The organism is Methanosarcina sp. UBA5, from assembly GCF_002505485.1.
GTDB lineage: Archaea > Halobacteriota > Methanosarcinia > Methanosarcinales > Methanosarcinaceae > Methanosarcina.
On sequence record NZ_DAVG01000077.1, the window covers coordinates 1 to 24,355 of the forward strand.

The following is a 24,355-nucleotide window of genomic DNA, read 5'->3' on the forward strand; positions in this document are numbered from 1 at the left end:
CGCATTAAGTTGTAATTAAATCTTATTTTGTTTAAATTACCTGATTCAATCTATATTTATAAGGCACGCAAAGAATCAGTGATAAAAGAAACTAAATACGGTAAGATAAGGGAAACTGGAACGATAAGAAAACAGTACTCTTATTTTTGTTCTTAGCTTTTCCCGTGCGGTTAACAATTTACCTCTTCTTTTACTTTTTCATTTATCTTTATTTAACTCTTCTGCAATAGGCAACTGAATAAATCATCTAACTCAAAACAAATGTATTTGAGAATTTTCCTAGAATTAGAGCCGATATGTATATATTTTAAGGGAATAACCTTGTCTATTAGAAGAAGAAATTAAAAAAGAGTTAAATCGGTAATTAAAAAGGATTAAATAAAAAAACTTAAAAAGAGTTAAATAAGGAATTAATAAGCTTACGCACTTCATATACAAAACCAAACACAATAGACGTTATAGCTAAACATGAGTTTAGACGGTTAAAGGTTTAACGCTATCGATTTCTCGTTTCAGCCGCCTAAGACATAATTAATAAAGAGTTAAATGAGAATCAATAAAAAGTTTATTAGAAAATTAATAGAGAATTGTGTGAAAAAAATAAAAAAGCTAACTGAGAAAATAAAAAGTTAAATGAAAAAAACGTTGATCTCAATGACAGACAAAGGAAGTATGCGAGAAAAAACCCTTAAAATAGAGAAGCTTGCAGGCTACCTTCTGCCAGTGATTATATTTTCCCTGGCTTTGTGGACCCTGGAAAGACAGATACGTCATTTGCACTCAATGTATGTCTTCAAGAGTATTACCAGCATTCCACTGAGCCATATAGAGCTTGCATTCTTTTTAACTTTCTTGAGTTATCTTGCTTTAACAGGTTATGATTACCTGGCAGTTCGTCACATTAATCACCCCATGCCTTATAGGCAGACTGCCAGGGCCTCTTTTATCAGCACGTCCATAAGTTATAGTGTTGGTTTTAACATCCTGACAGGAAGTTCCCTGAGATACAGGTTGTACTCAAGAAACGGACTGAATTTACGCCAGATCTGGGAAATTATAATTTTTTGCATTCTCACCTTCTGGATTGGATTTTGCTTTGTCGGAGGCTTGCTCTTCACATTTTATCCTGTGAAGTTGTCGGATTACGTGCCCGAGATTCCTGTCCCGTTAAACATTGTCGGAATTCTATTACTGCTGGGCGTTGCTGTTTATTTCATTTTCTCGTTCAGGAGATTGAACTTCAGGGCAAAAGGGTACCAGATCAGGGTCCCTGAACCGAAAATAGCGTTCTTGCAGCTTGGCTTATCATCAGTAGATTACCTGCTTTCGGGAAGTATTATCTATTTCCTTTTGCCTTCAAATCCACATCTTACCCTGCTTCATGTCCTTGTGTTCTTTGCACTTGCGCAGATTATAGGGCTGATAAGTACTGTTCCGGGCGGGCTAGGGGTTTTTGAAACCCTGATGTTGTTTATGCTGGAACCGTATTTCGGTACTGTCGATATAATTAGACCGCTTCTCCTTTTCAGGACAATTTACTATTTCGTGCCTTTTCTATTTGGGTTGCTGGCTCTCATATTCTATGAATATCAAGAAAGAGATGAATTCCTGAGGAAAATTGAGAAAGCTACGTATTCAAGCCTATTCGAACTAACACCTCAGGTGTTTTCAATTCTTGTTTTCCTTGGAGGAGTTTCCCTCCTCCTTTCCGGAGCTCTGCCTTCAGATCCAAGGTACCTGCACAACCTCAATTACATTATTCCTCTTCCCTTAATCGAAGCCTCCAGGCTTTTTGGAAGCATTATGGGGGTATTACTCCTGCTCCTAGCAAACGGTCTCTGGAAAAGAATTGATGGAGCCTATATTCTTTCTCTTGCCGTACTTTTGATGGGCGGGATTTTTGCCCTCCTGAAAGATTTTGATTACCATGAAGCTGCAGTTCTTTTTATTCTGTTTTTCTTTTTGCTTCCCTGCAGGAAATATTTTTACAGAAAGTCTTCGCTTATGCATCAGTCTTTTAGTAGGAGTAATATAATTGCAATAACCCTGGTCTTCGTAAGCTTCGTATGGCTTGGATTTTTTTCATACCGTAAAGTGGAATATTCAAATGAACTCTGGTGGCAGTTCGGAATTAATTCCCAGGCCTCCAGCTTTTTAAGGGCTACAGTCGGAGCTTTCATGCTGCTTCTTGTTTTTGGAATGGCAAAAATGCTGAGCCCCTTTTCCAGGGACATTGACATGCCAGGGACAGAGGATATGGAGCTTGCAAAAAGAATTATTAACCAGAGTCAGGAAACGGCTGGAAACCTGGTGTTTACCGGGGACAAATACCTGCTTTTCGATGATCAAAAGCAGGCTTTCTTGATGTACGGAGTTTCCGGAAAAACTTGGGTTGCAATGGGAGATATCGTTGGAACCAGCAGTCAAGCAAAAGAGCTGATCTGGGACTTTTATGAAACGAGCAAGCTACACCAGGGCAGGGCTGCTTTCTATGAGGTGAGCGAAAAATACATTCCGGTTTATCTTGACCTTGGACTGACCCTTATAAAAATCGGAGAAGAGGCGAAAGTTTCCCTTGAGGCTTTTACCCTAGAAGGAAGTGCAAGCAAAGATTTCCGTTATACCATAAGGAATGTGGAGAAAAGAGGATACTGGTTTGAAATTGTCTCTGAAGAAGCAGTTCCTGGCCTTATGCCCGAATTCAAACGGATTTCGGATGCCTGGCTGCAAATGAAAGCCGGAAAAGAAAAGCGATTTTCAATTGGCTTTTTTGACGGGAAATACCTGAGCAATTTTCCGATTGCCCTTGTAAGAAACGAAACCGAGATCGTTGCTTTTGCAAACATCTGGAAAGGCGCGGATAATGAAGAAATCAGTGTTGACCTGATGCGCCATAGCCCCGATGCCCCGGACAGGACAATGGAATATCTTTTTGTCAAGCTCATGCTCTGGGGAAAAGAAAAAGGATACAAACGTTTTTCGCTTGGAATGGCTCCCCTTTCAGGGCTTGAAACGCGGCAGTTTGCACCGGTCTGGCACAAAATCGGATCTTTAATTTTTACCCATGGAGAACACTTTTATAATTATAAAGGACTACGGGATTTTAAAGAGAAATTCAACCCTGTCTGGAGCCCGAGATATATTGCTCTTCCCAAAGGGTTCAAACAGGGTCTTGTCTTGAAAGATATTGCAGCACTGATCTCAGGAGGAGTGAAAGGGATTTTCTCAAAAGGAAATAAACGAGCAGCAAGCCACATAGGGTATCAGGCTCCAGAAAAGCTGTCTGAAGAACTTACCTGAGTCTTCTGCCGACTGAATGGCTGAATAGTGGTATAATCTTTGAATGATTTTTAAAAGTTATCTAGAATTAAAAAAATCAAATTCCTTTATGGCAGCCAGATATTCTCTATTCCCGAGCATTTCCTCTTTTTTCTGCACAAACGGTCCATTTGCCATTCCTTCTCCAAACCTCTCTAATAAAGACTGAATTCTTTCTTCATCACCTCATAGTGAAATTGAAGCGCTACAACCCTGACATTATAGATAAATCCCTGATTCTTACAGCCCTCACTTTCAAAAAACTGAACTGTCCCTGCCAGCAGGTCAAAAGTTCCGCCGTGCCAGTGAAAAACAATGATCTCGTCCGGCAAGACCTTTAAGAAATTCCAGTTTATTCTTGTTCCCGGACGCCTTTATCGGAAACCAGCCCATTTCCATGTGACTCTTTTTATAAAAGCGAGCCCCGAGGATGTCGGCAAGCAACTGAGTGCCAAGGTAGATCCTCAGTATCGTTTTTCCTGCTTCGATCGCCTGCTTGATAAAAGCTTTTTCTTCTTTTAGCCAGGGATTTTCGTTATAACCATAAACTCCTATCGGCCCGCCCATGATGATAAGAAGGTTAAAGGAATCAAGTTTGGGAGGATTTCGTTTCGTAAAAACGGGTTGATTCAAACCCGTAGCTTTTAGTTTTTGCGTATTCTTCAATGGTGTCGAGAGTGTTTGTAGAGGAGTGCTGGAGGACGTGGATTTTTATAAGAGATCCGTTATATTTTTTCAACTTAATATTTACACTTAATTCATTCAAAACTTTACTGAGCGTCCGACTTTTGCATTTATTTCCTTTTAATCGAAGACGGTCCGTTCCACCCGCGTCGGGTGCGGACAAAAATCTCGTATCCCTTTTAATTTTCTGCACCTCGTGAGAAGTTTAAAACCCATCAGAAAAATTCAGAGGGTATTCTGCCGGAATAAACTTATTTATATTTCAGAGTGCAGTTATAAAGCTGATCAAGAATGAAGTTTGACACTATAATACGCAGTTTTTTGATAGCAGTTTTAGTATCACTTATAGCATTATTTACAGAGGCAGCTTACTACGGACTACGTATTGGGAACAACTATGCTCTCACTGCTGCTTTTGTCAATAACTATTCAGATTTAAGCAGCTCCGCAAACATAACATTCCTTGCTGTAATATTTGTCTTAACACTTTTGATAGCCTTAAGTAAGATCTCTAAAAAAGAAAGAATATAAAAAAGATAAAAAAAATTCGACAATGGATGCGATGGATCAAACCTGAAAAAAGGCTCATTAGCCTTGCAGGGTCAAATTTAGAATAACGCTTTTTCCCAGTTTTCGGTAAATTGCCAAGAAATTTATTAAATATAAAATTGTTGATATTTTTAATTTCATTTTTGCAGGGTATCTGATGATTACATTTTTATTTAGTCTAAGGTCACCGGTTCCAGCCGCGTATTTGCGCGGGATAATAACGACGGGAGACTTATTCAGGCTGCTCTGGAATAGTATAAATCAATTAAAAGAAAGTATCTTCGTTTTCAGCTCAAAAGTGAATTTAAAAATTTTATGGCGGATGGTATTTAGCCTTTCAACCCAGTTTTCTGACAGTTAATTGAACCCTCCTGAGTTAACTGAACCTTCCTGAGTTAACTGAACCTTCCAATAAGCGCACTTATGCTTTCACTCGTAACCATACCTATAACTCGGTTTTCAGAATCGATCACAGGAAGCGCAGAAATCAAATAATTTTCCATTATTGAAGAGGCGGTCTCGATTTTATCGCCTGAGAATACGTATTTCACGTCGCGGGTAATTATCTCATCCAGTTTGTTGATTTTGCAGGCAACGGCTTTTGTAATATCCCAGGAAGTAACTATGCCCTCAAGTTTTCCATCCTCGGATATAACAGGCAGATGGTTTACTCTCTTTTTTACCATAAGGGTTGAGGCGTTTTCTATCGTTTCGCTTCTGGAAACCGAATAGAAATTCTGGTACATGATATCGCCTACAAGAATCTGTGAGAGAAAGCCCCTTATAAGGTAGTTGAGCTGTCCTTCTTCAAGTAAAAAAGCGTCATGTCCGTACTGAGACCTGATTTCCTCGTATTTGGCATCAACCCCGTTTGCAGTAAGCGCAGATACGATTTCCTGAGATTGATAGGGAGGATAGAGCCAGTCTGAGGTTATGGAAATCACAAGGTATTTCGCAGTAACTCCGGAAAGACCCTCTATAAGAGAGTCGTTCTTTGAAAGATCAAAGAAATCCACGGCTTTTGTAATATAAAGATAGGAATTGGCATCAAAACGCTTCGTAAAAGTACTTCCCTGGTGATTCAGATAGCTTTCAACCTGAAAATTTGAGAAACGATCAGGGAAGGTCTCCGAAGAGATTTTCGGCAGATCCGGGCCTGCTTTTTCCTGCTGGTCTCTTCCGAACTTCTTTTGCATCGAAGCATCGCTTAAGTATGTAATGTGACCTATCATGCGAGCAAGGGCCAGGCCCTGTGCAGGGATTTCTTTCCCGTAATAGTTTCCCCCGTTCCATTTCGGGTCATCGGTTATGGCTTTTCGGCCGATTGCCCCGAATGCGATTTGCTGTGGGGTTGAGGATGCGGTTGTTGCAATTGCAATAGCTTTTTTAACCATTTCAGGGTAGCTGACAGTCCACTGAAGAACCTGCATTCCGCCCATTGAACCGCCTGCAACTGCAAAAAGCTGTTTTACTCCCAGGTGCTCGACAAGTTTCTTCTGGGCATTTACCATATCCACGATAGTAATTACAGGAAATGAGATACCATAGGGCTTTCCGGTTTCAGGGTTAATGGAAGATGGGCCTGTAGAACCTTTACAACCCCCGATTATGTTTGAACAAATGATGCAGTATCTTTCCGTGTCAAAGGCCTTATTCGGGCCGATTACAATGTTCCACCAGCCCGGCTTTTTGTCGCCTGTATGAAACCCGGCAGCGTGGGCATCACCTGTAAGGGCATGGCAGATCAGGATAACATTGCTCTTATCCGGGTTCATCTTCCCATACATCTCATACTCTATCCTGACGCGGGAGAGAGTCTTTCCGCTCTCAAGCCTGAAAATCCCGGGGATTTCATAGTTCATTGAACGGACTATCCCAAGATTCTGGCCTTTTTTTCCCGAAAAAAAGTTTTTAAAGGAAGGAATCTGGGTTGAAATCTCCATACTCAGACCTCGGAGAGTGCCTGCTCGATATCAAAAATCAGGTCCTTTGCATCCTCAATTCCTATGGAAAGCCTGATAAAGTCTTCGGTTACCCCGCAGGCTGCCTGCTCTTCCTTTGATAGCTGCTCATGGGTAGTTGAAGCCGGATGGATAACAAGGCTTTTTGCATCCCCGATATTTGCAAGGTGGGAAAAGATCTCAAGCCCTTCGATAAACTTTTTGCATTCTCTAGTTCCACCCTTGATCCCAAAGCCTATTAGTGCACCATACCCTGATTTAAGGTATTTCTTTGCAAGTTCATGGCTGCCATGGGATTCAAGCCCAGGATACGAAACCCAGGAAACTTTCGGATGCTTTTCCAGGAATCTGGCAATCTCCAGGGCGTTGTCACAGTGTTTTTTCATTCTGAGCGGCAGAGTTTCAAGCCCCAGGGTAAACAGGAATGAATTAAAAGGAGAAATGCAGGCCCCGGTATCCCTGATGAACTGCACCCTGGCTTTTGCAATAAAAGCAGCCTTCCCAAAGGCTTCCTTATATTTCATGCCGTGATATCCGGGATCAGGCTCACAAATCTCAGGAAACTTTTCAGGATTCCAGCCAAAGTTTCCAGAGTCGACAATTACCCCTCCTATGGAAGTTCCATGGCCGCCAATGAATTTTGTTGCGGAATATACGACTATATCTACCCCGTGTTCAATTGGCCTAAAGATCAGGGGAGAAACCGTATTATCCACGACAAGGGGAATTCCTGCGGCATGGGCAATCTCTGCAAGTTTTTCAAAATCAGGAATGTTAAGCCCTGGATTCCCTATCGATTCTACATAAAAGGCTTTTGTTTTTTCAGAGATCGCATTTTTGAATTCTTCGGGCTTACCAACATCTACGAATTTCACGGTTCTTCCTAGCTTGGGGAAAGTATAATTGAAAAGCTCGTAGGTTCCTCCGTAAAGCTTATCCCCTGAAACAATCTCGTCTCCGGACCTTGTAAAGGTGAGAAGTGCGGTTGTAATCGCAGCCATTCCTGATGCTACTGCAAGGGCGCCTATGCCTCCTTCAAGGGCAGCTATCCTTTTCTCAAAGACATCGGTTGTAGGGTTCATAAGGCGGGTATAAATATTTCCTTCTTTCCTGAGCCCAAAAAGGTCGGCAGCTTCCTCAGCGTCCTTAAATACATACGCTGCGGTCTGATAAATCGGAACTGACCTTGCTCCTGTAGCCGGATCAGGTCTTGCGCCTGCGTGCACGGCAAGGGTAGAAACTCCAAGGCTCTCAAATTTCTTTTTTGTACAACATTCCTTATTTTCCTTACACTCTTTTTCATTCAAATTTCTGTTTTCATCCGTCATCTTATCTTACCTCAAGACTAGATTTTTCTGCTATCCCGCCAACTATTTCTCAGCGTCTTTCTATTCTGTTTCATTTCAACGATTTTGAAGAGTCAGGAGTGAGAATCGAACTCACGTATCTCCGGGTTGCAGCCGGAGGCATAGCCTCTCTGCCATCCTGACACCCGCGCTCTTTTTACATATGGTCACGATCACAACCACGTCTTCACAATTGTGACGCTAGTATAAATAATTATCGCTAATAATAAGAGAAGCTCAATGATATATAAATAAGTATTACGGAGGGTAATAATCAGAGTGCTTTTGTAAAAAAAGTAATTGAAAAGACTTTGAAGCCCTTTCCCCTTCCCTTTCTCTACCTCAATTTCCGCTGATCTCAAGCATCCTGTCCAGGGCTTTTCTGGCTTTCACCCTTATATACTCCGGGACATGGATTTCATATTCCATATTCTGCAGGCTATTCAGGATAGACTCAAGGGTAATTTTTTTCATGTTATAGCAGAAAGTCTTCTCTGAGGCAGGATAGAATTTCTTATCCGGATATTTTCTTTTCAGGTTTCTGACAATTTCCCTTTCGGTTCCTATTATGAATTCCGTGGAACCTGAACTTCCAACCTCTCTTATAATTCCTGAGGTGCTAAGAGTCCGGTCTGCAAAGTTCAGGACTTCAGGCCTACATTCTGGATGTGCAAGAAATTCGGCATCAGGATGCAGTTTTTTCAATTCCTGTATATTTTCCTCACTGATATTATCATGAACATGGCAAAATCCGGGCCAGAGATGTATCTTCTTATCGGTATGAAGGGATACAAAAGCTCCCAGGTTTTTGTCCGGAACAAATATAATCTCCTGGTCTTCAATTGAATTTACCACATTTATCGCATTTGCCGATGTGCAGCAGATATCGGATTCGGCTTTTACGGCCGCCGAGCTGTTTACATAGCATATGACTGCGGCTTCAGGATGTTTTTCTTTTGCATCCCGCAGAGAATCCACAGTGACCATATCTGCCATGGGGCAGCCTGCATCGGGTACGGGTAAGAGGACTGTCTTTTGAGGAGAAATTATTGCTGCCGATTCTGCCATAAAGTGAACGCCTGCAAAAACGATGACATCGGCTTTTGAATTAACTGCGGCTTTGCAAAGGGAAAGGGAATCTCCGACAAAATCCGCAACTTCCTGAACTTCACTTCGAGTGTAAAAGTGGGAAAGGATTACTGCATTCCTTTCGGTTTTAAGTCTTTTTATCTCTTCTATAATTAACTCGTTTTCCATAACAATCTTATTCCTTATATTGCAGTGAGTGTTCCTCATACTGAAGGAATAGCCTGCAAAAAACTTTTTCCCTATTTCTTGGTTTTGCTCGATGCCAGTACCATAAAGACTGGACAAGTAGCTTATTTTTAAATTTAAGGAATTAATGGAAGGCTAATGGGGAATTTAAACAGTTAGTGAAGGACTGATGGCTAATTTAAGGATCAATGGAGGACAAATAACGAATTAAAGGAATGAATCAAGGACAAATGATAAAATTAAGGAGCCAATAAAAGACAAATGAATGATAAATTCGTGGATAACTTCATTTTCTTTTATTAATTCCACAGACCGGACAATTTTTGGTTTTATTAACCTTCAGTTCACTGAAAGAGCATGAAAGACCATCCCATAACAAAAGGCGATTTTCCAGAAGCTCTCCCTGCCCTGTCAGATATTTAATTGCTTCATTAGCCTGGATGGAGCCTATTACTCCAGGAGTTGTTCCAAGTACCGGAAAGACTTCTTTCTTAAAGGAAGTTGGAAAAATACAGCAAAGGCATGGTGTCTTTCCAGGAATTATTGTTGTTGCTTGACCCCTATATCCTGAGACTGCTCCATGAATCAGGGGTATATTCCGTTCAACTGCAAGCCTGTTCACCACGTGCCTTGTATCAAAATTGTCCAGTGCGTCTATTATCAGGTCGCAGGAAGGAACTACTGAGTCTGCATTCTCATCGGTGATTTTTTTCCTGATCGTCTCGACTTTTATTTCCGGATTTAAGGAGAGGAGTTTTTCTTCTGCAGATTTGATCTTCTCTCTTCCAACATCCTTTTCATGATGGAGAAATTGCCTGTTGAGGTTGCTGAGTTCCACAGAATCAAAATCGGCAAGTATTATTTTCCCAACACCTGCGACTGCGAGGTAAGTGGAAACCGGAGACCCCAGCCCACCTGCTCCGACAACAAGCACTTTTGCTTTTTTTAATTTTTCCTGACCTTCTTCCCCAAAAAGCATTATCTGCCGGATATACTTTTCTGCTGTATATTTCTCCATTTATATGCTCCGGGATTTCAATGTACTATAGTTTCCAAGAATCGGTCATAAGAGCCGGGATTAATCATCCCACGGCTCAAGCCCTTTTTTCTTTAGATAATCATTAATTGCCTCGTGGATCGCCTCTTCTGCAAGCATTGAACAGTGCATTTTTATTGGAGGAAGTCCGTCAAGGGCTTCTGCAACGGCTTTGTTTGAAAGTTTCCAAGCCTCTTCCAGGGTTTTTCCTTTAATCATTTCAGTTGCCATACTGCTTGAGGCGATCGCAGCTCCACATCCGAAGGTCTGGAACTTAATGTCTGAAATCCGATTATCCTCAACTTTGAGGTAGATTTTCATAATATCTCCACACGCCGGGTTTCCAACCTCTCCTACGCCATCACTGTTCTCAATGCTTCCCATATTTCTTGGGTTTGAAAAATGATCCATTACTTTAAGGCTATAATCCATAAGTTCTCCTCCAATGCTATCTTTCAATACAGTATCTCAGTTTTCGGATTATTCAAGGATTATTCAAAAACTTTGTAAAATGACTTCATTTCTTTCAACATCGTTCACTGTTGCCTCTTAAATAGTCCTGTACTCTTTCGGAGTCAGTGGAGACATATTTCTCAGCCTCTGCACGATCTCAGGCAGAACTTCAAGTACCCTGCCCACATCTTTTTCGGAATTCATCTTTCCAAGGCTAAGCCTGAGTGAACCGTGAACGATTTCGTGCGGGACTCCACAGGCTGTAAGCACGTGTGAGGGTTCAAGAGAAGAAGAATTACATGCGCTTCCGGTAGATGCAAAAATTCCTTTCGCGTTCAGTAGTAGCAGAAGCGATTCGCCTTCTATGTATTCAAATGTTACATTTACGTTATTTGCAAGCCTTTGTGTTGGATGCCCATTGAGGTGCGCTTTCGGGATTTTCAGAAGGCCTTTAATAAGGCGCTCTCTCAGCTCAAGCAGGGTTTTATTTGATTCTTCAATTTCGGCTGTTGCAAGCTCTATAGCTTTTCCAAGGCCCACAATAGCAGGGACATTCTCGGTTCCAGCCCTGCGCTTCCTTTCCTGAGCCCCGCCGTGCAGAAGGACATCTATTTTTGTCCCTTTTCGAATATAGAGTGATCCACAGCCCTTTGGGCCCTCGAACTTGTGCCCTGAAAGTGAAAGAAGGTCAATATTCATTTTTTTGACATCAATAGGAACATGGCCTATTGCCTGTACTGCATCCGTATGGAAGTATATTCGATTCTCTTTCGCGATTTTTCCGATTTCCTCTACAGGCTGGATTGTTCCTATTTCGTTATTCGCAAGCATTATGGAAATAAGAATGGTGTCATCTCGAATTGCCTTCTTCAGTTCCTCAGGGGATACCATTCCGTATTTGTCCACAGGCAGGTATGTTACCTCAAAGCCCTGCCCTTCCAGCCAGGCACAGGTATGCAGGACTGCGTGGTGTTCGATAGAAGAGGTGATTATGTGTTTTCCTTTATTCCGGTTTGCAAAGGCTATCCCCTTAATTGCCCAGTTATCAGATTCCGTGCCTCCGGATGTGAAATATATCTCGTTTTCTTCAGCCCCGAGAGCATCAGCAACCTTTTTTCTTGCTTTATCCACTGCATGTTTTGAAATTTTTCCGATCTCATAGATAGAAGAAGGGTTTCCGAAATTCTCGGTCATGTAGGGAATCATCTCTTCAACAACTTCTCTTTTTACAGGAGTTGTAGCCGAGTTGTCCATGTAAATAACCTTGTTTTCAATGGTCACACTTTCACCTTCACAATTGTGAATAATCATAACATCGCGACTATTTAAGTTTTATCGTAGAATTCCGTGGAAGAAATTATGAATCTGCAGGAAAAATCCCTAATTATTTATAGAGAGTTTTGGAGATTGTTAAAAATCGAGCTGCTCTCTCAAAGTTTTTACTTTTCCTGTTATCCATTTGGGCATCTTATTATTATTTTCTTTAATGATAACAATTTATATGTATATAAGATATATTCGTTCTCAATTGTAAAATCTCAAAAAGTGATGGTAATTGTGGAAACTCCATGTCAGAAGATTGTGTGGGATCTGGTCCCCGCAATAAGAGCCAGTCTTGCAATTGAACTTGTAAAAAAAGGACAGTCGCAGGCAATGTCGGCAAAGTTGTTGGGGATTGCCCCATCGGCAGTTTCCCAGTATATTTCGGGAAAAAGAGGATACAGAATCGAGTTTCAGGGCGAAACGAAAGAATTGATCGAAAAACTCGCTCAGGACTTGATAGACAACAAGGTCACTGATTTTGTAGTAAGAATCTGTGATATCTGCGTAAGTGCCAGAGGGATTGAAAATAAGTGCAACAGCGGTTGCGGTCCGGAAGCACAAGCCGATGATAAAACGGAAGATAAAGCGGAAGGTAAAGTTGAAGATAACGAATAATCTGAAACATAAAGCCGACTTTTATCGGTTTTTCTACTGTTTTTATATATCCTGTTTAAGCTCAATGTATTTTTTGATTTGATTAATCGGGTTTTTCTTAATTCTCAAGTATGGCTTTTCAATAAATGAAACTTCTCGATAACTATATTTAACATAAGATTAATTCACAATTGTGAATTTCCTGTAAATTGCCTGTATGTTGAAGCAGTTTGTCACTCAAATTCCGAATTTCAGGCGGATTGAAGTGTCATCTGATAAATTATAATGAGGCAAATTATAATGAGGCCTGAAAAAGGTTTGAGTGAAAAAACACACATGTTGGCAGTTTATAATATAATGTGATTATATAATGTAAATAGTATAATTTTATCAAATTAAAACTACATAGAACCTGGAATAAATAGGCTATAAAAGACGGTAGATAATATGGGGCGAATATATTCCGATATAACCTGGACAATTGGTAATACGCCTCTTGTCAGGTTAAACCGCATAACAGAAGGTCTGCATGCGGATGTGTTAGTTAAAGTAGAGTCCTTTAATCCTATGGGCAGTGTGAAGGACAGAATAGGGCTGGCAATGATTGAAAAAGCCGAACTTGAAGGAAAAATCAAAAAGGGCACCACTGTTATTGAAGCTACCAGCGGCAACACAGGTATTGGACTTGCATGCGTCTGCGCTGCCCGTGGCTATAAGCTCATACTGGTTATGCCAGAAACAATGACAGTAGAACGAAGAAAACTCCTGAAAGCGCTGGGAGCAGAGCTAGTTCTGACTCCTGGAACGGAAGGAATGAAAGGAGCAGTCAATAAAGCCGAGCAAATGGCTGCTGACGACCCTTCACTCTACTTTATAGCCCAACAATTCCAAAATCCTGCAAACCCAGAGATTCACAGTAGAACGACGGCCGAAGAAATATGGAGAGATACGGATGGCAAAGCGGATGTCATTGTAGCAGGTGTGGGAACAGGCGGAACTCTCACAGGTATTGCCAGTGTCATCAAAAAACGGAAACCGGCTTTCAAGGCGATTGCAGTCGAACCTGCCGAATCTCCCGTGCTCAGTGGCGGAAGCCCTGGCCCACATAAGATTCAGGGTATCGGTGCAGGTTTTGTTCCTGACGTACTTCGACTTGAACTGGTCGATGAGATAATTAAAGTTACAGGAGATAACGCCGCTGTCACAGCCCGGCGCCTGGCAAAGGAAGAAGGCATCCTTGCAGGCATATCTTCAGGCGCTGCTACTTACGCTGCTCTGCAGGTCGCAGCCAGGGAAGAAATGAGCGGGAAGACGATTGTTGTAATCTTGCCGGATACGGGAGAGCGTTATCTGAGCACTGACCTGTTTGACTGATTTATCAGCAACTGTTTGACCGATTTATCTAACAGCTGGCTGATCGGCCGATTTAACAATTAATACCGGAAGATTTCGAATGGGAATCAGAGAAGATATCAGGACCGTTTTCAAAAAAGACCCCGCAGCAAGGTCTACGCTTGAGGTCATCTGCTGCTATCCGGGCCTGCACGCTGTCTGGGTACATCGGATATCTCATTCGCTGTGGAATAGACACTTTTATTTTCTGGCCCGTCTGCTTTCTCACATCTCCAGAATGTTAACAGGTATTGAAATTCATCCCGGGGCAAAGCTTGGAAGGCGAGTTTTCATAGACCATGGGTCCGGAGTGGTGATAGGAGAAACTGCTGAGGTAGGGGATGACGTTTTGATATATATGGGAGTTGTATTAGGCGGGACAGCTCTAGAAAAGACAAAGCGTCATCCTACTATTGAAAATGACGTGGTAATCGGCTCAGGGGCATCCGTACTTGGACCAATTACGGTTGGAAGAGGCGCTAAAATAGGAGCAGGCTCGGTTGTGATTCGGCCAGTCCCAGCTGGAGCTACGGTCGTGGGAGTTCCTGCAAAGATTGCAGAACCAGAACCCTCGGTTTCTGTGGGGCAACTTGATCATAACAAGCTGCCTGACCCTGTACTTACTGTGATGAGCCAGATGCTTGACCGGCTGAGCAGGTTGGAAGAGCAATTTAGGGCTCATGAAGAGTTAATTTCTGGACACAGGAAAGCTCCACAAGAAACATTACTTAAGGATGAGCAAATTTATTCCCTGCTAAAAGACGTAGTCGACCCTGAAGTAGGGATGGATATCGTCAAAATGGGACTTGTCAAGGAAGTTGTAGTCGATGGGCCAAATGTAGACGTAAACCTCGTATTGACAACAAGCGCCTGCCCTATGATTGAGTACCTTAAGGATCAGGTCAGGCGAAAAGTCCTGAGTGCGGGCGGGATAGAAAAGGTTAATGTCAATATTCTTGATGAACCCTGGAAAGGGGATTTATTCAAAAAACAAATAACCCATTAAAATGGACGTTTTTTAGAAAGCTCGGTATGTAATAGCGAAAGAGGAAAGAATAAGCCTTCTTATGCCTTTTTGATTCTTCGGACCATATCAATAAAAGATTTAGTTTCCCTTTTTACATCATCACTGCACACAACTGCAGAAATTGCGACCAGGCTGTCAGCTCCATTTTGAAGATCACTTTCACAATTTTCCTTGTATGTTCCGCAATAGCAACTACAGGAATCTTCACTGCATCTTTGATTTCTCTTACTTTTAGTTAACCAATTTCGTTTCCCACATCTTTTGTAGTAGCATTATTTCGGCTGTTCCCTGACATCAGACAAAGTCCCTTTCAGCTATTAGAGGCTTGGTAACAGGGCTTGTTGCCGCACTATCCATATAATGGAGTACCAGGGTATTTGAAAGTCAGCCAGACAGTCTTCGAGATTCATAAAACTTCATCCATACTCCCGCTCCTGTATCCTTTAAGATCGAGGGCAATATAAGAAAAGCCACAGTTCTGCAATACCTCCAACATTTGATCTCGTATGTTTACCGCTTTTTCAAATTCTTCAGGTATCAACTCGATTCTTGCAATTTTGCCATGCAGTCTTACACGTAGATTTGAAAACCCCAGATCGTGCAGCAAATCTTCTGCGTGTTCTATGATTTGCAGCTTTTCAACTGTGATTTCTTCCCCATATGGAATTCGCGACACAAGACATGAAGCCGACGGTTTGTTCCAGAAATCAAAGCCACAGTCCTGAGCTAGTTGCCTGATCTGCTTCTTCTGAATTCCAAGCGAGAGAAAGGGATGAAGGATACCTTCTTCATTACTTGCCTGAAGTCCAGGGCGGTATTCATCGAGATCAGAAGCGTTAATCCCATCAGCTATTTTTGAAATTCCCAGTTCTTCAGCTTGGTCTTTTAATATCCTGGCAGATTGTTTTTTACATATGTAGCACCGATTGGAGCTATTTTTCCTGAACTCTTCATTTTCCAGAATCGGAAAAGGAATTATAGAGCAGGATAACCTAAACTTGCGTGCGGTTTCCTTTGCTTCATCAACCGCTCTTCTTGGGACAAGAGGCGCATCAAAAAGTACACATTTTACCTTATCCTGAAGTACTTTTTGCGCAAGTAATGCAAGCAAAGTACTGTCTATTCCTCCTGAATACGAAACAAGTAAATACTCTAATCCTGCAAGTTCTTTGAGCAATGTATCCTGCACATTTTCTTTTTCCATGGATTAATACCGACCTTTTAAGTAAAGTTTTTTGACTGTACCGGAAAGATTAAATTTTCTCAGAACATTCACAATTGTGAATGTTCTGGAATGGACATTATTAGTAATAATACTTTTTCTCTAGAAAACGAGAATGAAAGTAGAATTACAGATTACAAAAGTGAGACAAAATGTAAATACTGACGGTGGAAACATGAAAATTCGAGTAAAAACCTTTGCTCAGATAAAGGACATTCTAGGAGCGGACAGCTTTCTTGAGTGCCAGGATGGTATCTCAATGAGGGAACTTCTTAAAGCCTTTCGCAAGAGAGCCGGAAAATTCGAAGACCAGCTTTTTTCCAGGGACGGAGATCTGCATAGTAATTTGGTTTTGATGATGAACGGTGCACGGATTTACGAAGAAGACATTGATTCTCTCATACTTACAGAAGGGGATGAAGTTACGCTTTTTTCTCCAGTTTCAGGAGGATAATCTTTAGCGAAAAATATTAGAAAAATATCAGTTTCCACAGAATCTTAATTGCAAAAGTTGAATTTGAGGATTGACCTGTAATCCATTTTTACAGATAAATATGTAAGAGGTGAAATTTTTATGACCGGTGCAAATGTGCTTCTCATGATGGGATGTCCCGAAGTCCCAATTCAAACAAGTATTGCCCTGTATCTATCCCATAAGCTGACCAAACTGGGATTTGATGTAACCGTTGCCGGGACAACTGCCGCAAGCAAGCTTTTGAAGGTCTCAGATTCTGACGGCTATTATGTAAAAAAACTGGTAGATCTCGATAAAACTATAGAGAATATCATTGAAGAAAGAACGGATTTCAACATATGCTTCGCCTTTATGCATAACGATGCCGGAATGACCTATGCAACGACTATGAGTTCCATTTCTCAGGCCAGGATGTATTCTATAGTCTTTGGCAGGAACGCCGAGGCTCTGGCCGAAACTATAGAGTTCGACTGTGAAAAGATTGTCGCACAGGACGTTCACAACCCTGTTCGTCTCAAAAACAAACTGGATAAGGTGATGGAGGAGATAGCCAGATGAGTTGTATTGAGCAAATGAAGTACAGGATTCACCTGGAAAGAACAAGCTTCAAGGAGGCCAGGGAGTATATAGAGAAAAATTCGGACGAGGTTTACTATGTATCCCCAGGGTACAAAATCTTCAAGGACTACTATATAATAGGGATCCCGCCCGTTGCGGTGGGGGCCAAAGGAAATGCTCTAATTTTTACCTATACAAAACCCTGCTACGGAAGCTTTGTACTGAGCATAGCCAACGAAGACAGTGTGAAGGAGATAAATCGGCTCAGGAAATCGGGAAAAGAAAAGGAGCTGGCCTCATTAAAGAAAGGTAAACCTCCTGAAAGTACTAGAGCACCCGCAGCCAGCTATCAGGATATCTGGAAAGAATAATATCTAAAAGCTGGTCATAATCAAGATAACAGAAATAGATAACAGAAAAAGTTCTCAATATAGAGAAAGAAGGGAATTTCGATATAAAGAAAAGGCGAGTTTAACAGAATCCTATCAACCTTATTTATTCTTCTAACTATGTTTGCAGGTGAGCTGGGCTTTGTTTTTCCCGGTTTTGTAGATTGTTATAGTTTTGGAATCAATTTATGTTGCATACATGGCATTGACAACGAGGATCTCAAATTAATCTTAAGAGTTTCACATTTAAATTAAGATCCTTCAGAAGCCAACGTTTTTGAATAATCAAAGAGAGGAAGCAGAGTTTTCCCCTTCTCCATATGCTGGATGCCAGCGCAGAAAGTGCTTCTGGACACGATCAAAGATGTTCATGATCCCTATAACAACCACTATCATAAGGATCATGCCTGCAATCACCTTGTCATAGTTTGCAAACTGATGATAGTACTCGATATACCAGCCAAGCCCGGATGTTGCCGCGATCATTTCAGCCACGGTCAAGGTGATAAATGAAAGTATCAATCCTATCATTGCACCGGAAAATATAGACGGCAGTGCAGCTGGCAGAAGAATTTTCCTTATCATCTGGTAGTCTGAAAGACCAAGTGTGCGGGCATAATTGATGAGGCGGGGATCTATTGAAAATACTCCATTAACAGAGCCGACAAGGATAGGCCAGAGTGCCCCTATGAAAATTAAGAAGATTGAAGATGCTCTGAAGGTTGGTAAAAGCACGATGGAATAAGGTAGATATACAGTCGCCGGGATAGGAGACACTGTTTTTGAAATAGGATAGACCACATCAAACAACCTTTTTTTCCAGCCGGCATAAAGCCCTATAGGAATTGCAAGGACAAGAGCAAGAAAATATCCTGAAAAAAGTATGCTCAAGGAACTGGCGATCCCCTCTGTCATCTGTTTGGTGTCGGTCTGGAAGACCATGAAAACCTTCGCAGGACCTGGAAAGATGAAAGAATCGAGCAGCGCAAGTTTTCCAAGAAACAGTTCCCAGAGAAATAACCCCAGGGAAATGATTAGAAATATATCAGTGATCGAAACAATTTTTTCATAGTTAAAATACAACTTTGCTACATATATAAGTGTAATCAGAAGAAGAAAGACAACAAATGCCCTGTTGTCACTTACCGCCTGCTCAGGTGAATCTGGAAATCCCACTGTCATAACAAGAGTAGCAAACAAAATGGCAAAAACAGCGACTGACCTGATGATGTTGTTAGATATTATGTTGCCTCTTCCAATTACAGTACCTAAGCTAAAACTATTTTCTGACATTATACAACCCTCCTCAATCCATTTTCCTTCTTTTTGGTCTCTTCTACCGTCTCCCCATATAAAATTGAAAGCAGGCGTGACTTAAGAGCAAGATAATTGGGATCAATACTGAGGTCCTTACGGAGCCTTGGCCGGGGGAACGGGACTTTGATTAATTCTTTTACACGCCCTGGAGAAGGTGTCATGATGGCAACTCTGTCTGAAAGCAAAAGAGCTTCGTCTATATCATGCGTAACGAAAAGGACTGTTTTGCGCTGCTCTCCTTCGGACCAGAGATGCAAAAGAAGGTCCTGCATATATATTCTGTTGAGGGAGTCAAGAGCTCCGAAGGGTTCGTCCATAAGGAAAACTTTAGGGTCCATGGAGAACATCCTGGCGATTGAAGCCCTCTGTCTCATTCCACCTGAAAGGGTGCCTGGATATGCATCCTTGAATTTTCCAAGTCCTACAAGCTCAAGAAACTTCTGTGCCGTTTTCTCTATCTCTTTGCGTTCCCCAGCATTTTTTGCATGTTCAATCGCAAAGCAGATATTTTCAAACGTGGTCATCCAGGGAAAGAGTGAATAATCCTGAAATACGGTGCCGCGGTCAGTTCCCGGTCCCTTTACACGGGCTCCATCTATGAGGACGGAGCCTTCGGATGGAAAACGCAGTCCTGAGACTACATCAATTATCGTACTTTTTCCACAGCCTGATGGGCCAATCAGAGAAGTGAACTCTCCATTTCCTATGCTCAGGTTAACATCTGATAGGGCTTTATGGCCCGTACCGTTATTTCCATAGGTCAGCGAGATATTCTTTAGATCAATTGTTGCCGTCTTGATCCCTCCATAAAAATTTAAAGCTGGAAGGGAAGGAAATTTTATGTGAGCCTTTTTCCAGAGATAGGTTTGATTTATGATTCATATGATACACCATATAATCCCTCACTTAGTAGATTAAGAGACAACCTTGACTGAAGGCTGTTGCTTTTGTGTCTGAGTTGACCTCTTATTTGTGCTTATTTTATTCTCATAACCTGAAATTGATACACAATTCCAGTCCAGTGACGAAGAAATCTCATGAATGCCTTAACGAATGACCTGTGAAATTTCAGGAAACGATTCTGGAAGTGAACTCAGGGTTATGACTCTTCATTAACCGAAGATGATATGATATAGCACGAAAACAAGGAATTTATATGCTGAGAATCAAGCAATTATTGGTAGAGAAATCTCTATTTTGAACTTTTTGCGGCAAAAGCAACTTAACGAACGAATAAAAATCGAAAAATGAGGCAATTTTGCCTGAATTAAACAGCTTATGTATAATTAAAGGCTATTTTTACTCGAATATGGATGTATAAATCTCTCATTATCCTATGGACACTTCAGTTAATGGTTTTTTGGCATCAGCTAGAAGAAACTCGATGGAGGTACTTATGGATAAAAAACATATATTCGGGATATTTATTGCTTTAATTGTGCTTGCAGGCATTGGTGTAATCCTGCTGAGCCAGGGAGGCTCTTCGGATTCTGACAGTTCACAGAAAGTGAATACCTCAACCCCTACCGAACAGAGTATTGATAACTCAGCCTCCAGGCTCAAGACTATCAGGCACGGATACCTGCCTTCAAACGGGGGCGCGCTTATCTTTATAGCAAAAGAAGAAGGTTTTTGGACTGAAGAAGACTTAAATGTGGAACTATACCAGTTCACAAAAGGCCCAGATGCTTATAATGCATTGTTTGGTGACAAAATTGATACAGTGGGAGCTGGCACGGGTGCCCCTGCTACTTTTATTGCAAAGGGAGCAGCTATTACGATAATCGGCGGCCTAATGAGCGAGGGTCAGCTTGTGGTGGCAAAGCCTGAGAACTCAAAGGAACTTTCAGATCTAAATAACTGGAAAGGTAAAAAAATTGCGACAATTGCGATGTCCAGCGGAGACACTGTCTACCGGGCTGCACTGTCAAGGGCGGGTGTAGACTGGAAAAAGGATGTGACTTTTCTCGAATTAAGTTCACCTACTGTAATACTTGAGGCAGTTGAAAGTGGAAAAGCTGATGGTGGGATAGTGTGGATCCCATTTGAAATACTCGCACAAAAACAGGGGCTGGCTATAGCTTCATATTCATATCAATACTATGACAATCACCCATGCTGCCGGATTGTGCTAAAGACCGAGACCTTGAATAAAGACAGAGATACTTATGTGAAGTTTGAGAAAGGATTGATCAAGGCATACAAGTTTTTCAGCGAAAATCAAAATAAATCCGTTGATGATATTCAGAAATATGTCACTGTCGACAAAGATACAATCCGCAAATCAACCTGGAATAATTATTTCTATGCATCACCTGACCCCAATAAAAAAGGTGTGGAGGAGTATTATCAGCAAATGAAGGGCAGCGGGTACATTGATACGGATGTTAAGGTAGAAGACCATATAGATAGTACAGTATACAAGCAGGCACTTGACGAGTTGATCAAGGAAAATCCGAATGATCAGTTTTATCAGAATCTGCTATCGGAATATAAGAAAATGAATGAGTGATCGTAATCATCAGATAAATTCAGAAGAAGCATTGTTTATAAGAAAAATCTAAAAATAAATGAATATATAGTCGTAGTCATGAAGAGTATTAATATTCTTTAGATTAGATACTCTTCAGTTTACTGATACTGATTTTTTGTATCAAGCTTAAAATAACTGCTGGTTTTTTGATTATACCACCCAAGAATATCGCTGAGGAACTTATGGACAAAAAATATCTGCTTATCGGGTGTCTGTGTGCTATTTTTGTGCTTGCAGGCATCTTTTCAATGCTACTAAAACCCGATAGCTCATCGGATTCGAGGAGATTACAGGATTTCTATACTTCACCTATTGTTGATTGCTGCAGTGGTTTTGATAATACTTCCATGAATATTTCGGATGATACGAATTATTCTACATCTGATGCCAAAACTCTCAGGAACGTTACTAGCTCTCAAAAAGTAACTCGATGACCCGGGATTGAGTTTCAACCTTTGAAAAAGGTTTTTTGCACTGGTAAAATAAAGACTTTTTTGTGTTCCAATTTTATGAGTAAAATCGAGCTTTCTAATAAGGTTGATACCGAGTTAATAGTTTTCTTGAAGGTAGTTTCAGGCACTTTTTGCCATAAAAAAGGGGTTTTAATACTAACAATGAATATTGTAGATTGTTAGTTCTCAATTGCGAATTGATGTTTGTAGAATGATAGAAGGCTACATAATTGCAGATCAATTTCACTCTACAACCTGAACATTCGGAGATTGAACACTCGGAGATGCGGTTTAAGAGTTTTCTCTAAGGATAAAAAGAAAACTGGATCCAAGAATATAAACAGAAAAATCAGGGAGGTGATACTTACCTTTGAAAAGAGGTTCAAATCTAGGTAGATGCACAACAAATTGTTAACATGAAAGCTGTAAGAGCTGTAATTAGTTTGGCAATTTATAATCTGGGTTAGCTAGATATGGAAACCTCAAGTTATAATAGACACAGAATTGTTTGCATAACCCACAACAAATTAATGTAAAATTCCAGCATGTGTCAAACAGACATAACATCATTTATACAATCCACATCCATAGAAATTCACAAAAATAATATCAATTCCCATATTTCATAAACAATAAAGAAAAAAAATCATACCGTACTTTATTAGAAAATACTAGTACATGGATTCCAAAATAAGCTCTTTGTTTAGCAGAAATCCGTTAATCAATGGATCTATTCAGAGGTCAGGTTTGTGACATACTTTGGAATCGCAGTGCTAGATAAATCGGAATAGATACTATGATAGTGAATTTTTGCTGGATGTTGAGTACAAGTTGAAGACTCAAAAAGTAAAAGAACTTGAGAAGGAATGCTGAGATGGCGGAAAGGCTACGCAGTGGACTGCAGATCCATTCATCCCGGTTCGAGTCCGGGTCTTAGCTTTAGAGCATGTCTTAAAAAAATTAAATAATACATGTAAGCAGATTTTACGCTAGTGTCAGAAAAAAATAAAAGAATTCCTTGTCCTAATGATTTATCTGATTGAGAATGAGAAATAATTAAGCCTTATTTTCCTAATTAAGCCTTATTTCAGAATTTTAGGACGACTAGGTAGAAAGCGTGTTCATCTTTCTCGTGAAATATTGAATGACATATTCTATTTGTTCTGTCCTGCTTGTGCCTGACGAATAGATGAATCGTAAGTCTGAAATGTTGATCAAATATTCGAGTGCTAATAGCAACGTCTGTTGTTTATGGAAAAACTAGCAGGGCAGTTTTTAAAAAGCTCATTCCAAATGACCAATTGAGTTTCCAATAATGAGGCGGCTTTGAAACTTTTATAGATATGGAAATAAAATTGGTTTTGGAATGAGCTAATAGACTTTTCAACCTAGCTTGAATTTTTCTGGATAAATCGTCTCTTCGAGTCTAGGTATTATTGCTTTACCGAGTCATCATTTTGCCTTTGCATTCCTGCATTATATCGTGAGCTTATCCTAAAACTCAAAAAAAGAATCTCTGAGTTTTCAAATTTCGAATGACCAATAAGTTTCCTATCACGAAAATGGCTTTTAAACTTTTATTTCAGTCGAATACCCTTCTAGCTTGCTGTGGGGATGGAAAACTTCCCCGGTAACCGTTGATGATTATATAATTTATCAATTCCATTTTTCGGTTATTAACTTCTGCTCAAACTAAATTGTTTAGGGTTATTACTTCCTTTAACGGAATTTCGAGTGGTGGCGCGAACATACCCCGTTGCTTGCAACGGAGTGCACCAGCGCAACTTTGATTGATATGAAGATAAAAATTGGTTTTGGGATGAGCTCATCCTCTATGATCTCTGCAAAAGTGAAAATGAGTACAGTAAAACCTCATTTGGTTGTATAGTCCTTTAACTTTCTTTGAAGATCCTATTGTTTTTCTTGAAATTCTGTTATTATCCTGTCTAAAAGTCAAGTTCTGTCTTTCAAGTAAACTCGTTGATATTTTACTTTGATCTATATCCTGACCAAAGATGACTCTTTTTTCATTTTTTGGAGCATCCTTCCCTTCTTGTTTTTGACGACCTGAGCGTATTTCAAATCTTTATCAGGCATTATTGCTGGTTTCTTAGGTCTTCCTCTCCTTCCTGTTTTTGGAAACTCTACCCATCTTCCGTATTTTTTCAAAAGAGATTCAGCATAGAATTTTAATCCATCTGTAACGAAAAGAGGTTTTGAATCTGAAAGATGTTTATCTGTAGTTTCTACCAATTCGTCTGCAACATACTGTTTTCTTGGTCCCAATATAAAATCAATAACTAACCTGGACTCAGGAGCAAAGCTTACCCACATCCAGATTCCTTCATCTTCATTTTCTGTTCTTGGCGCAACTTTTTTTCAACTATTACCCACAATTCATCCATTTCAACTTTAGAAATGTTGAGGTATTTCATCAAATCTTCATTTACC

Annotated in this window: 19 protein-coding genes, 1 tRNA gene and 1 pseudogene; 10 read left to right on the forward strand and 11 right to left on the reverse strand. The window is 40.6% G+C overall.

What is annotated here, in order from left to right:
• The first annotated feature begins 633 nt into the window (after positions 1-633).
• Positions 634-3,300, forward strand: a complete 2,667-nt coding sequence (mprF, locus tag BP621_RS07800) for a bifunctional lysylphosphatidylglycerol flippase/synthetase MprF (protein ID WP_292388975.1) — start codon at positions 634-636, stop codon at positions 3,298-3,300.
• Between the two features lie 303 nt (positions 3,301-3,603).
• Here mprF and BP621_RS07805 read toward each other — a convergent pair whose 3' ends face one another.
• The 7 genes from BP621_RS07805 to nifS form a co-directional block, all read right to left on the reverse strand.
• Positions 3,604-3,951 (reverse strand): glutamine amidotransferase-related protein, encoded by a 348-nt coding sequence (locus BP621_RS07805; protein WP_292388976.1) that lies wholly within the window; start codon positions 3,949-3,951, stop codon positions 3,604-3,606.
• A 995-nt stretch (positions 3,952-4,946) separates the two neighbouring features.
• Positions 4,947-6,494, reverse strand: a complete 1,548-nt coding sequence (gene metX, locus BP621_RS07810) for a homoserine O-acetyltransferase MetX (RefSeq protein ID WP_292388977.1) — start codon at positions 6,492-6,494, stop codon at positions 4,947-4,949.
• Between the two features lie 2 nt (positions 6,495-6,496).
• On the reverse strand, positions 6,497-7,840 hold the full coding sequence (locus BP621_RS07815; protein WP_292388979.1) for an O-acetylhomoserine aminocarboxypropyltransferase/cysteine synthase family protein: 1,344 nt from the start codon (positions 7,838-7,840) through the stop codon (positions 6,497-6,499).
• A gap of 360 nt (positions 7,841-8,200) precedes the next feature.
• Positions 8,201-9,115 carry a quinolinate synthase NadA gene (gene nadA, locus BP621_RS07820; RefSeq protein WP_292388998.1) on the reverse strand — a complete coding sequence of 305 codons (915 nt, stop codon included), beginning with the start codon at positions 9,113-9,115 and terminating at the stop codon, positions 8,201-8,203.
• Positions 9,116-9,419: 304 nt separating this feature from the next.
• On the reverse strand, positions 9,420-10,151 hold the full coding sequence (locus BP621_RS07825; RefSeq protein ID WP_292388980.1) for a HesA/MoeB/ThiF family protein: 732 nt from the start codon (positions 10,149-10,151) through the stop codon (positions 9,420-9,422).
• Positions 10,152-10,211: 60 nt separating this feature from the next.
• The gene (nifU, locus tag BP621_RS07830) at positions 10,212-10,601 is read right to left on the reverse strand and encodes a Fe-S cluster assembly scaffold protein NifU (RefSeq protein ID WP_292388981.1); all 390 of its coding nucleotides are present in this window, start codon (positions 10,599-10,601) and stop codon (positions 10,212-10,214) included.
• Between the two features lie 117 nt (positions 10,602-10,718).
• Positions 10,719-11,933: a cysteine desulfurase NifS gene (gene nifS, locus BP621_RS07835; protein ID WP_292388983.1), complete on the reverse strand. Its 1,215-nt coding sequence runs from the start codon at positions 11,931-11,933 to the stop codon at positions 10,719-10,721.
• Positions 11,934-12,170: 237 nt separating this feature from the next.
• Here nifS and BP621_RS07840 point away from each other — a divergent pair, with 237 nt between their 5' ends.
• The 3 genes from BP621_RS07840 to cysE all read left to right on the forward strand — a co-directional run bounded on the left by BP621_RS07840 (position 12,171) and on the right by cysE (position 14,937).
• Positions 12,171-12,560, forward strand: a complete 390-nt coding sequence (locus BP621_RS07840) for a transcriptional regulator (RefSeq protein ID WP_292388985.1) — start codon at positions 12,171-12,173, stop codon at positions 12,558-12,560.
• 426 nt (positions 12,561-12,986) lie between these two features.
• Positions 12,987-13,913, forward strand: a complete 927-nt coding sequence (gene cysK / locus BP621_RS07845; protein WP_292388986.1) for a cysteine synthase A — start codon at positions 12,987-12,989, stop codon at positions 13,911-13,913.
• Between the two features lie 79 nt (positions 13,914-13,992).
• Positions 13,993-14,937, forward strand: a complete 945-nt coding sequence (gene cysE, locus BP621_RS07850; protein WP_292388987.1) for a serine O-acetyltransferase — start codon at positions 13,993-13,995, stop codon at positions 14,935-14,937.
• 427 nt (positions 14,938-15,364) lie between these two features.
• Here cysE and larE read toward each other — a convergent pair whose 3' ends face one another.
• The gene (gene larE, locus BP621_RS07855) at positions 15,365-16,162 is read right to left on the reverse strand and encodes an ATP-dependent sacrificial sulfur transferase LarE (RefSeq protein WP_292388989.1); all 798 of its coding nucleotides are present in this window, start codon (positions 16,160-16,162) and stop codon (positions 15,365-15,367) included.
• Between the two features lie 193 nt (positions 16,163-16,355).
• On the opposite strand from larE, the gene BP621_RS07860 reads away from it, so the two are divergent.
• The 3 genes from BP621_RS07860 to BP621_RS07870 all read left to right on the forward strand — a co-directional run bounded on the left by BP621_RS07860 (position 16,356) and on the right by BP621_RS07870 (position 17,584).
• A complete protein-coding gene (locus tag BP621_RS07860; RefSeq protein ID WP_292388991.1) occupies positions 16,356-16,634 on the forward strand; it encodes a MoaD/ThiS family protein in 279 nt (92 codons plus the stop codon).
• A 120-nt stretch (positions 16,635-16,754) separates the two neighbouring features.
• On the forward strand, positions 16,755-17,213 hold the full coding sequence (locus tag BP621_RS07865; RefSeq protein ID WP_292388992.1) for a DUF1890 domain-containing protein: 459 nt from the start codon (positions 16,755-16,757) through the stop codon (positions 17,211-17,213).
• On the forward strand, positions 17,210-17,584 hold the full coding sequence (locus BP621_RS07870) for a DUF1894 domain-containing protein (RefSeq protein WP_292388993.1): 375 nt from the start codon (positions 17,210-17,212) through the stop codon (positions 17,582-17,584). The genes BP621_RS07865 and BP621_RS07870 overlap by 4 nt, the downstream gene beginning before the upstream one ends.
• Before the next feature lie 303 nt (positions 17,585-17,887).
• Here BP621_RS07870 and BP621_RS07875 read toward each other — a convergent pair whose 3' ends face one another.
• Both BP621_RS07875 and BP621_RS07880 read right to left on the reverse strand, forming a co-directional pair.
• On the reverse strand, positions 17,888-18,895 hold the full coding sequence (locus BP621_RS07875) for an ABC transporter permease (protein WP_292388994.1): 1,008 nt from the start codon (positions 18,893-18,895) through the stop codon (positions 17,888-17,890).
• Positions 18,895-19,797, reverse strand: a complete 903-nt coding sequence (locus tag BP621_RS07880) for an ABC transporter ATP-binding protein (protein ID WP_349682059.1) — start codon at positions 19,795-19,797, stop codon at positions 18,895-18,897. The genes BP621_RS07875 and BP621_RS07880 overlap by 1 nt, the downstream gene beginning before the upstream one ends.
• 518 nt (positions 19,798-20,315) lie before the next feature.
• On the opposite strand from BP621_RS07880, the gene BP621_RS07885 reads away from it, so the two are divergent.
• The 3 genes from BP621_RS07885 to BP621_RS07895 all read left to right on the forward strand — a co-directional run bounded on the left by BP621_RS07885 (position 20,316) and on the right by BP621_RS07895 (position 22,843).
• Positions 20,316-21,431 carry an ABC transporter substrate-binding protein gene (locus BP621_RS07885; protein WP_292388995.1) on the forward strand — a complete coding sequence of 372 codons (1,116 nt, stop codon included), beginning with the start codon at positions 20,316-20,318 and terminating at the stop codon, positions 21,429-21,431.
• 167 nt (positions 21,432-21,598) lie between these two features.
• On the forward strand, positions 21,599-21,886 hold the full coding sequence (locus BP621_RS07890) for a hypothetical protein (RefSeq protein ID WP_292388997.1): 288 nt from the start codon (positions 21,599-21,601) through the stop codon (positions 21,884-21,886).
• Positions 21,887-22,772: 886 nt separating this feature from the next.
• A tRNA-Cys gene (locus BP621_RS07895) sits at positions 22,773-22,843 on the forward strand.
• Between the two features lie 889 nt (positions 22,844-23,732).
• Here the strand turns inward: BP621_RS07895 and BP621_RS07900 are convergent.
• Positions 23,733-24,355, reverse strand: a pseudogene (locus BP621_RS07900) (IS1 family transposase); the annotation flags it as partial.

What these genes read in the sequence shown, in the direction of transcription:
- BP621_RS07870 (WP_292388993.1), top strand. Translation starts at nt 17,210, where the DNA reads ATGAGTTGTATTGAGCAAATGAAGTACAGGATTCACCTGGAAAGAACA.
- nifS (WP_292388983.1), bottom strand. Translation starts at nt 11,933, where the DNA reads ATGATTATTCACAATTGTGAAGGTGAAAGTGTGACCATTGAAAACAAG.
- nifU (WP_292388981.1), bottom strand. Translation starts at nt 10,601, where the DNA reads ATGGATTATAGCCTTAAAGTAATGGATCATTTTTCAAACCCAAGAAAT.
- BP621_RS07860 (WP_292388991.1), top strand. Translation starts at nt 16,356, where the DNA reads ATGAAAATTCGAGTAAAAACCTTTGCTCAGATAAAGGACATTCTAGGA.
- cysK (WP_292388986.1), top strand. Translation starts at nt 12,987, where the DNA reads ATGGGGCGAATATATTCCGATATAACCTGGACAATTGGTAATACGCCT.
- BP621_RS07825 (WP_292388980.1), bottom strand. Translation starts at nt 10,151, where the DNA reads ATGGAGAAATATACAGCAGAAAAGTATATCCGGCAGATAATGCTTTTT.
- larE (WP_292388989.1), bottom strand. Translation starts at nt 16,162, where the DNA reads ATGGAAAAAGAAAATGTGCAGGATACATTGCTCAAAGAACTTGCAGGA.
- BP621_RS07885 (WP_292388995.1), top strand. Translation starts at nt 20,316, where the DNA reads ATGGATAAAAAACATATATTCGGGATATTTATTGCTTTAATTGTGCTT.
- BP621_RS07875 (WP_292388994.1), bottom strand. Translation starts at nt 18,895, where the DNA reads ATGTCAGAAAATAGTTTTAGCTTAGGTACTGTAATTGGAAGAGGCAAC.
- BP621_RS07865 (WP_292388992.1), top strand. Translation starts at nt 16,755, where the DNA reads ATGACCGGTGCAAATGTGCTTCTCATGATGGGATGTCCCGAAGTCCCA.
- mprF (WP_292388975.1), top strand. Translation starts at nt 634, where the DNA reads ATGAAAAAAACGTTGATCTCAATGACAGACAAAGGAAGTATGCGAGAA.
- BP621_RS07840 (WP_292388985.1), top strand. Translation starts at nt 12,171, where the DNA reads ATGGTAATTGTGGAAACTCCATGTCAGAAGATTGTGTGGGATCTGGTC.
- nadA (WP_292388998.1), bottom strand. Translation starts at nt 9,115, where the DNA reads ATGGAAAACGAGTTAATTATAGAAGAGATAAAAAGACTTAAAACCGAA.
- cysE (WP_292388987.1), top strand. Translation starts at nt 13,993, where the DNA reads ATGGGAATCAGAGAAGATATCAGGACCGTTTTCAAAAAAGACCCCGCA.
- metX (WP_292388977.1), bottom strand. Translation starts at nt 6,494, where the DNA reads ATGGAGATTTCAACCCAGATTCCTTCCTTTAAAAACTTTTTTTCGGGA.
- BP621_RS07815 (WP_292388979.1), bottom strand. Translation starts at nt 7,840, where the DNA reads ATGACGGATGAAAACAGAAATTTGAATGAAAAAGAGTGTAAGGAAAAT.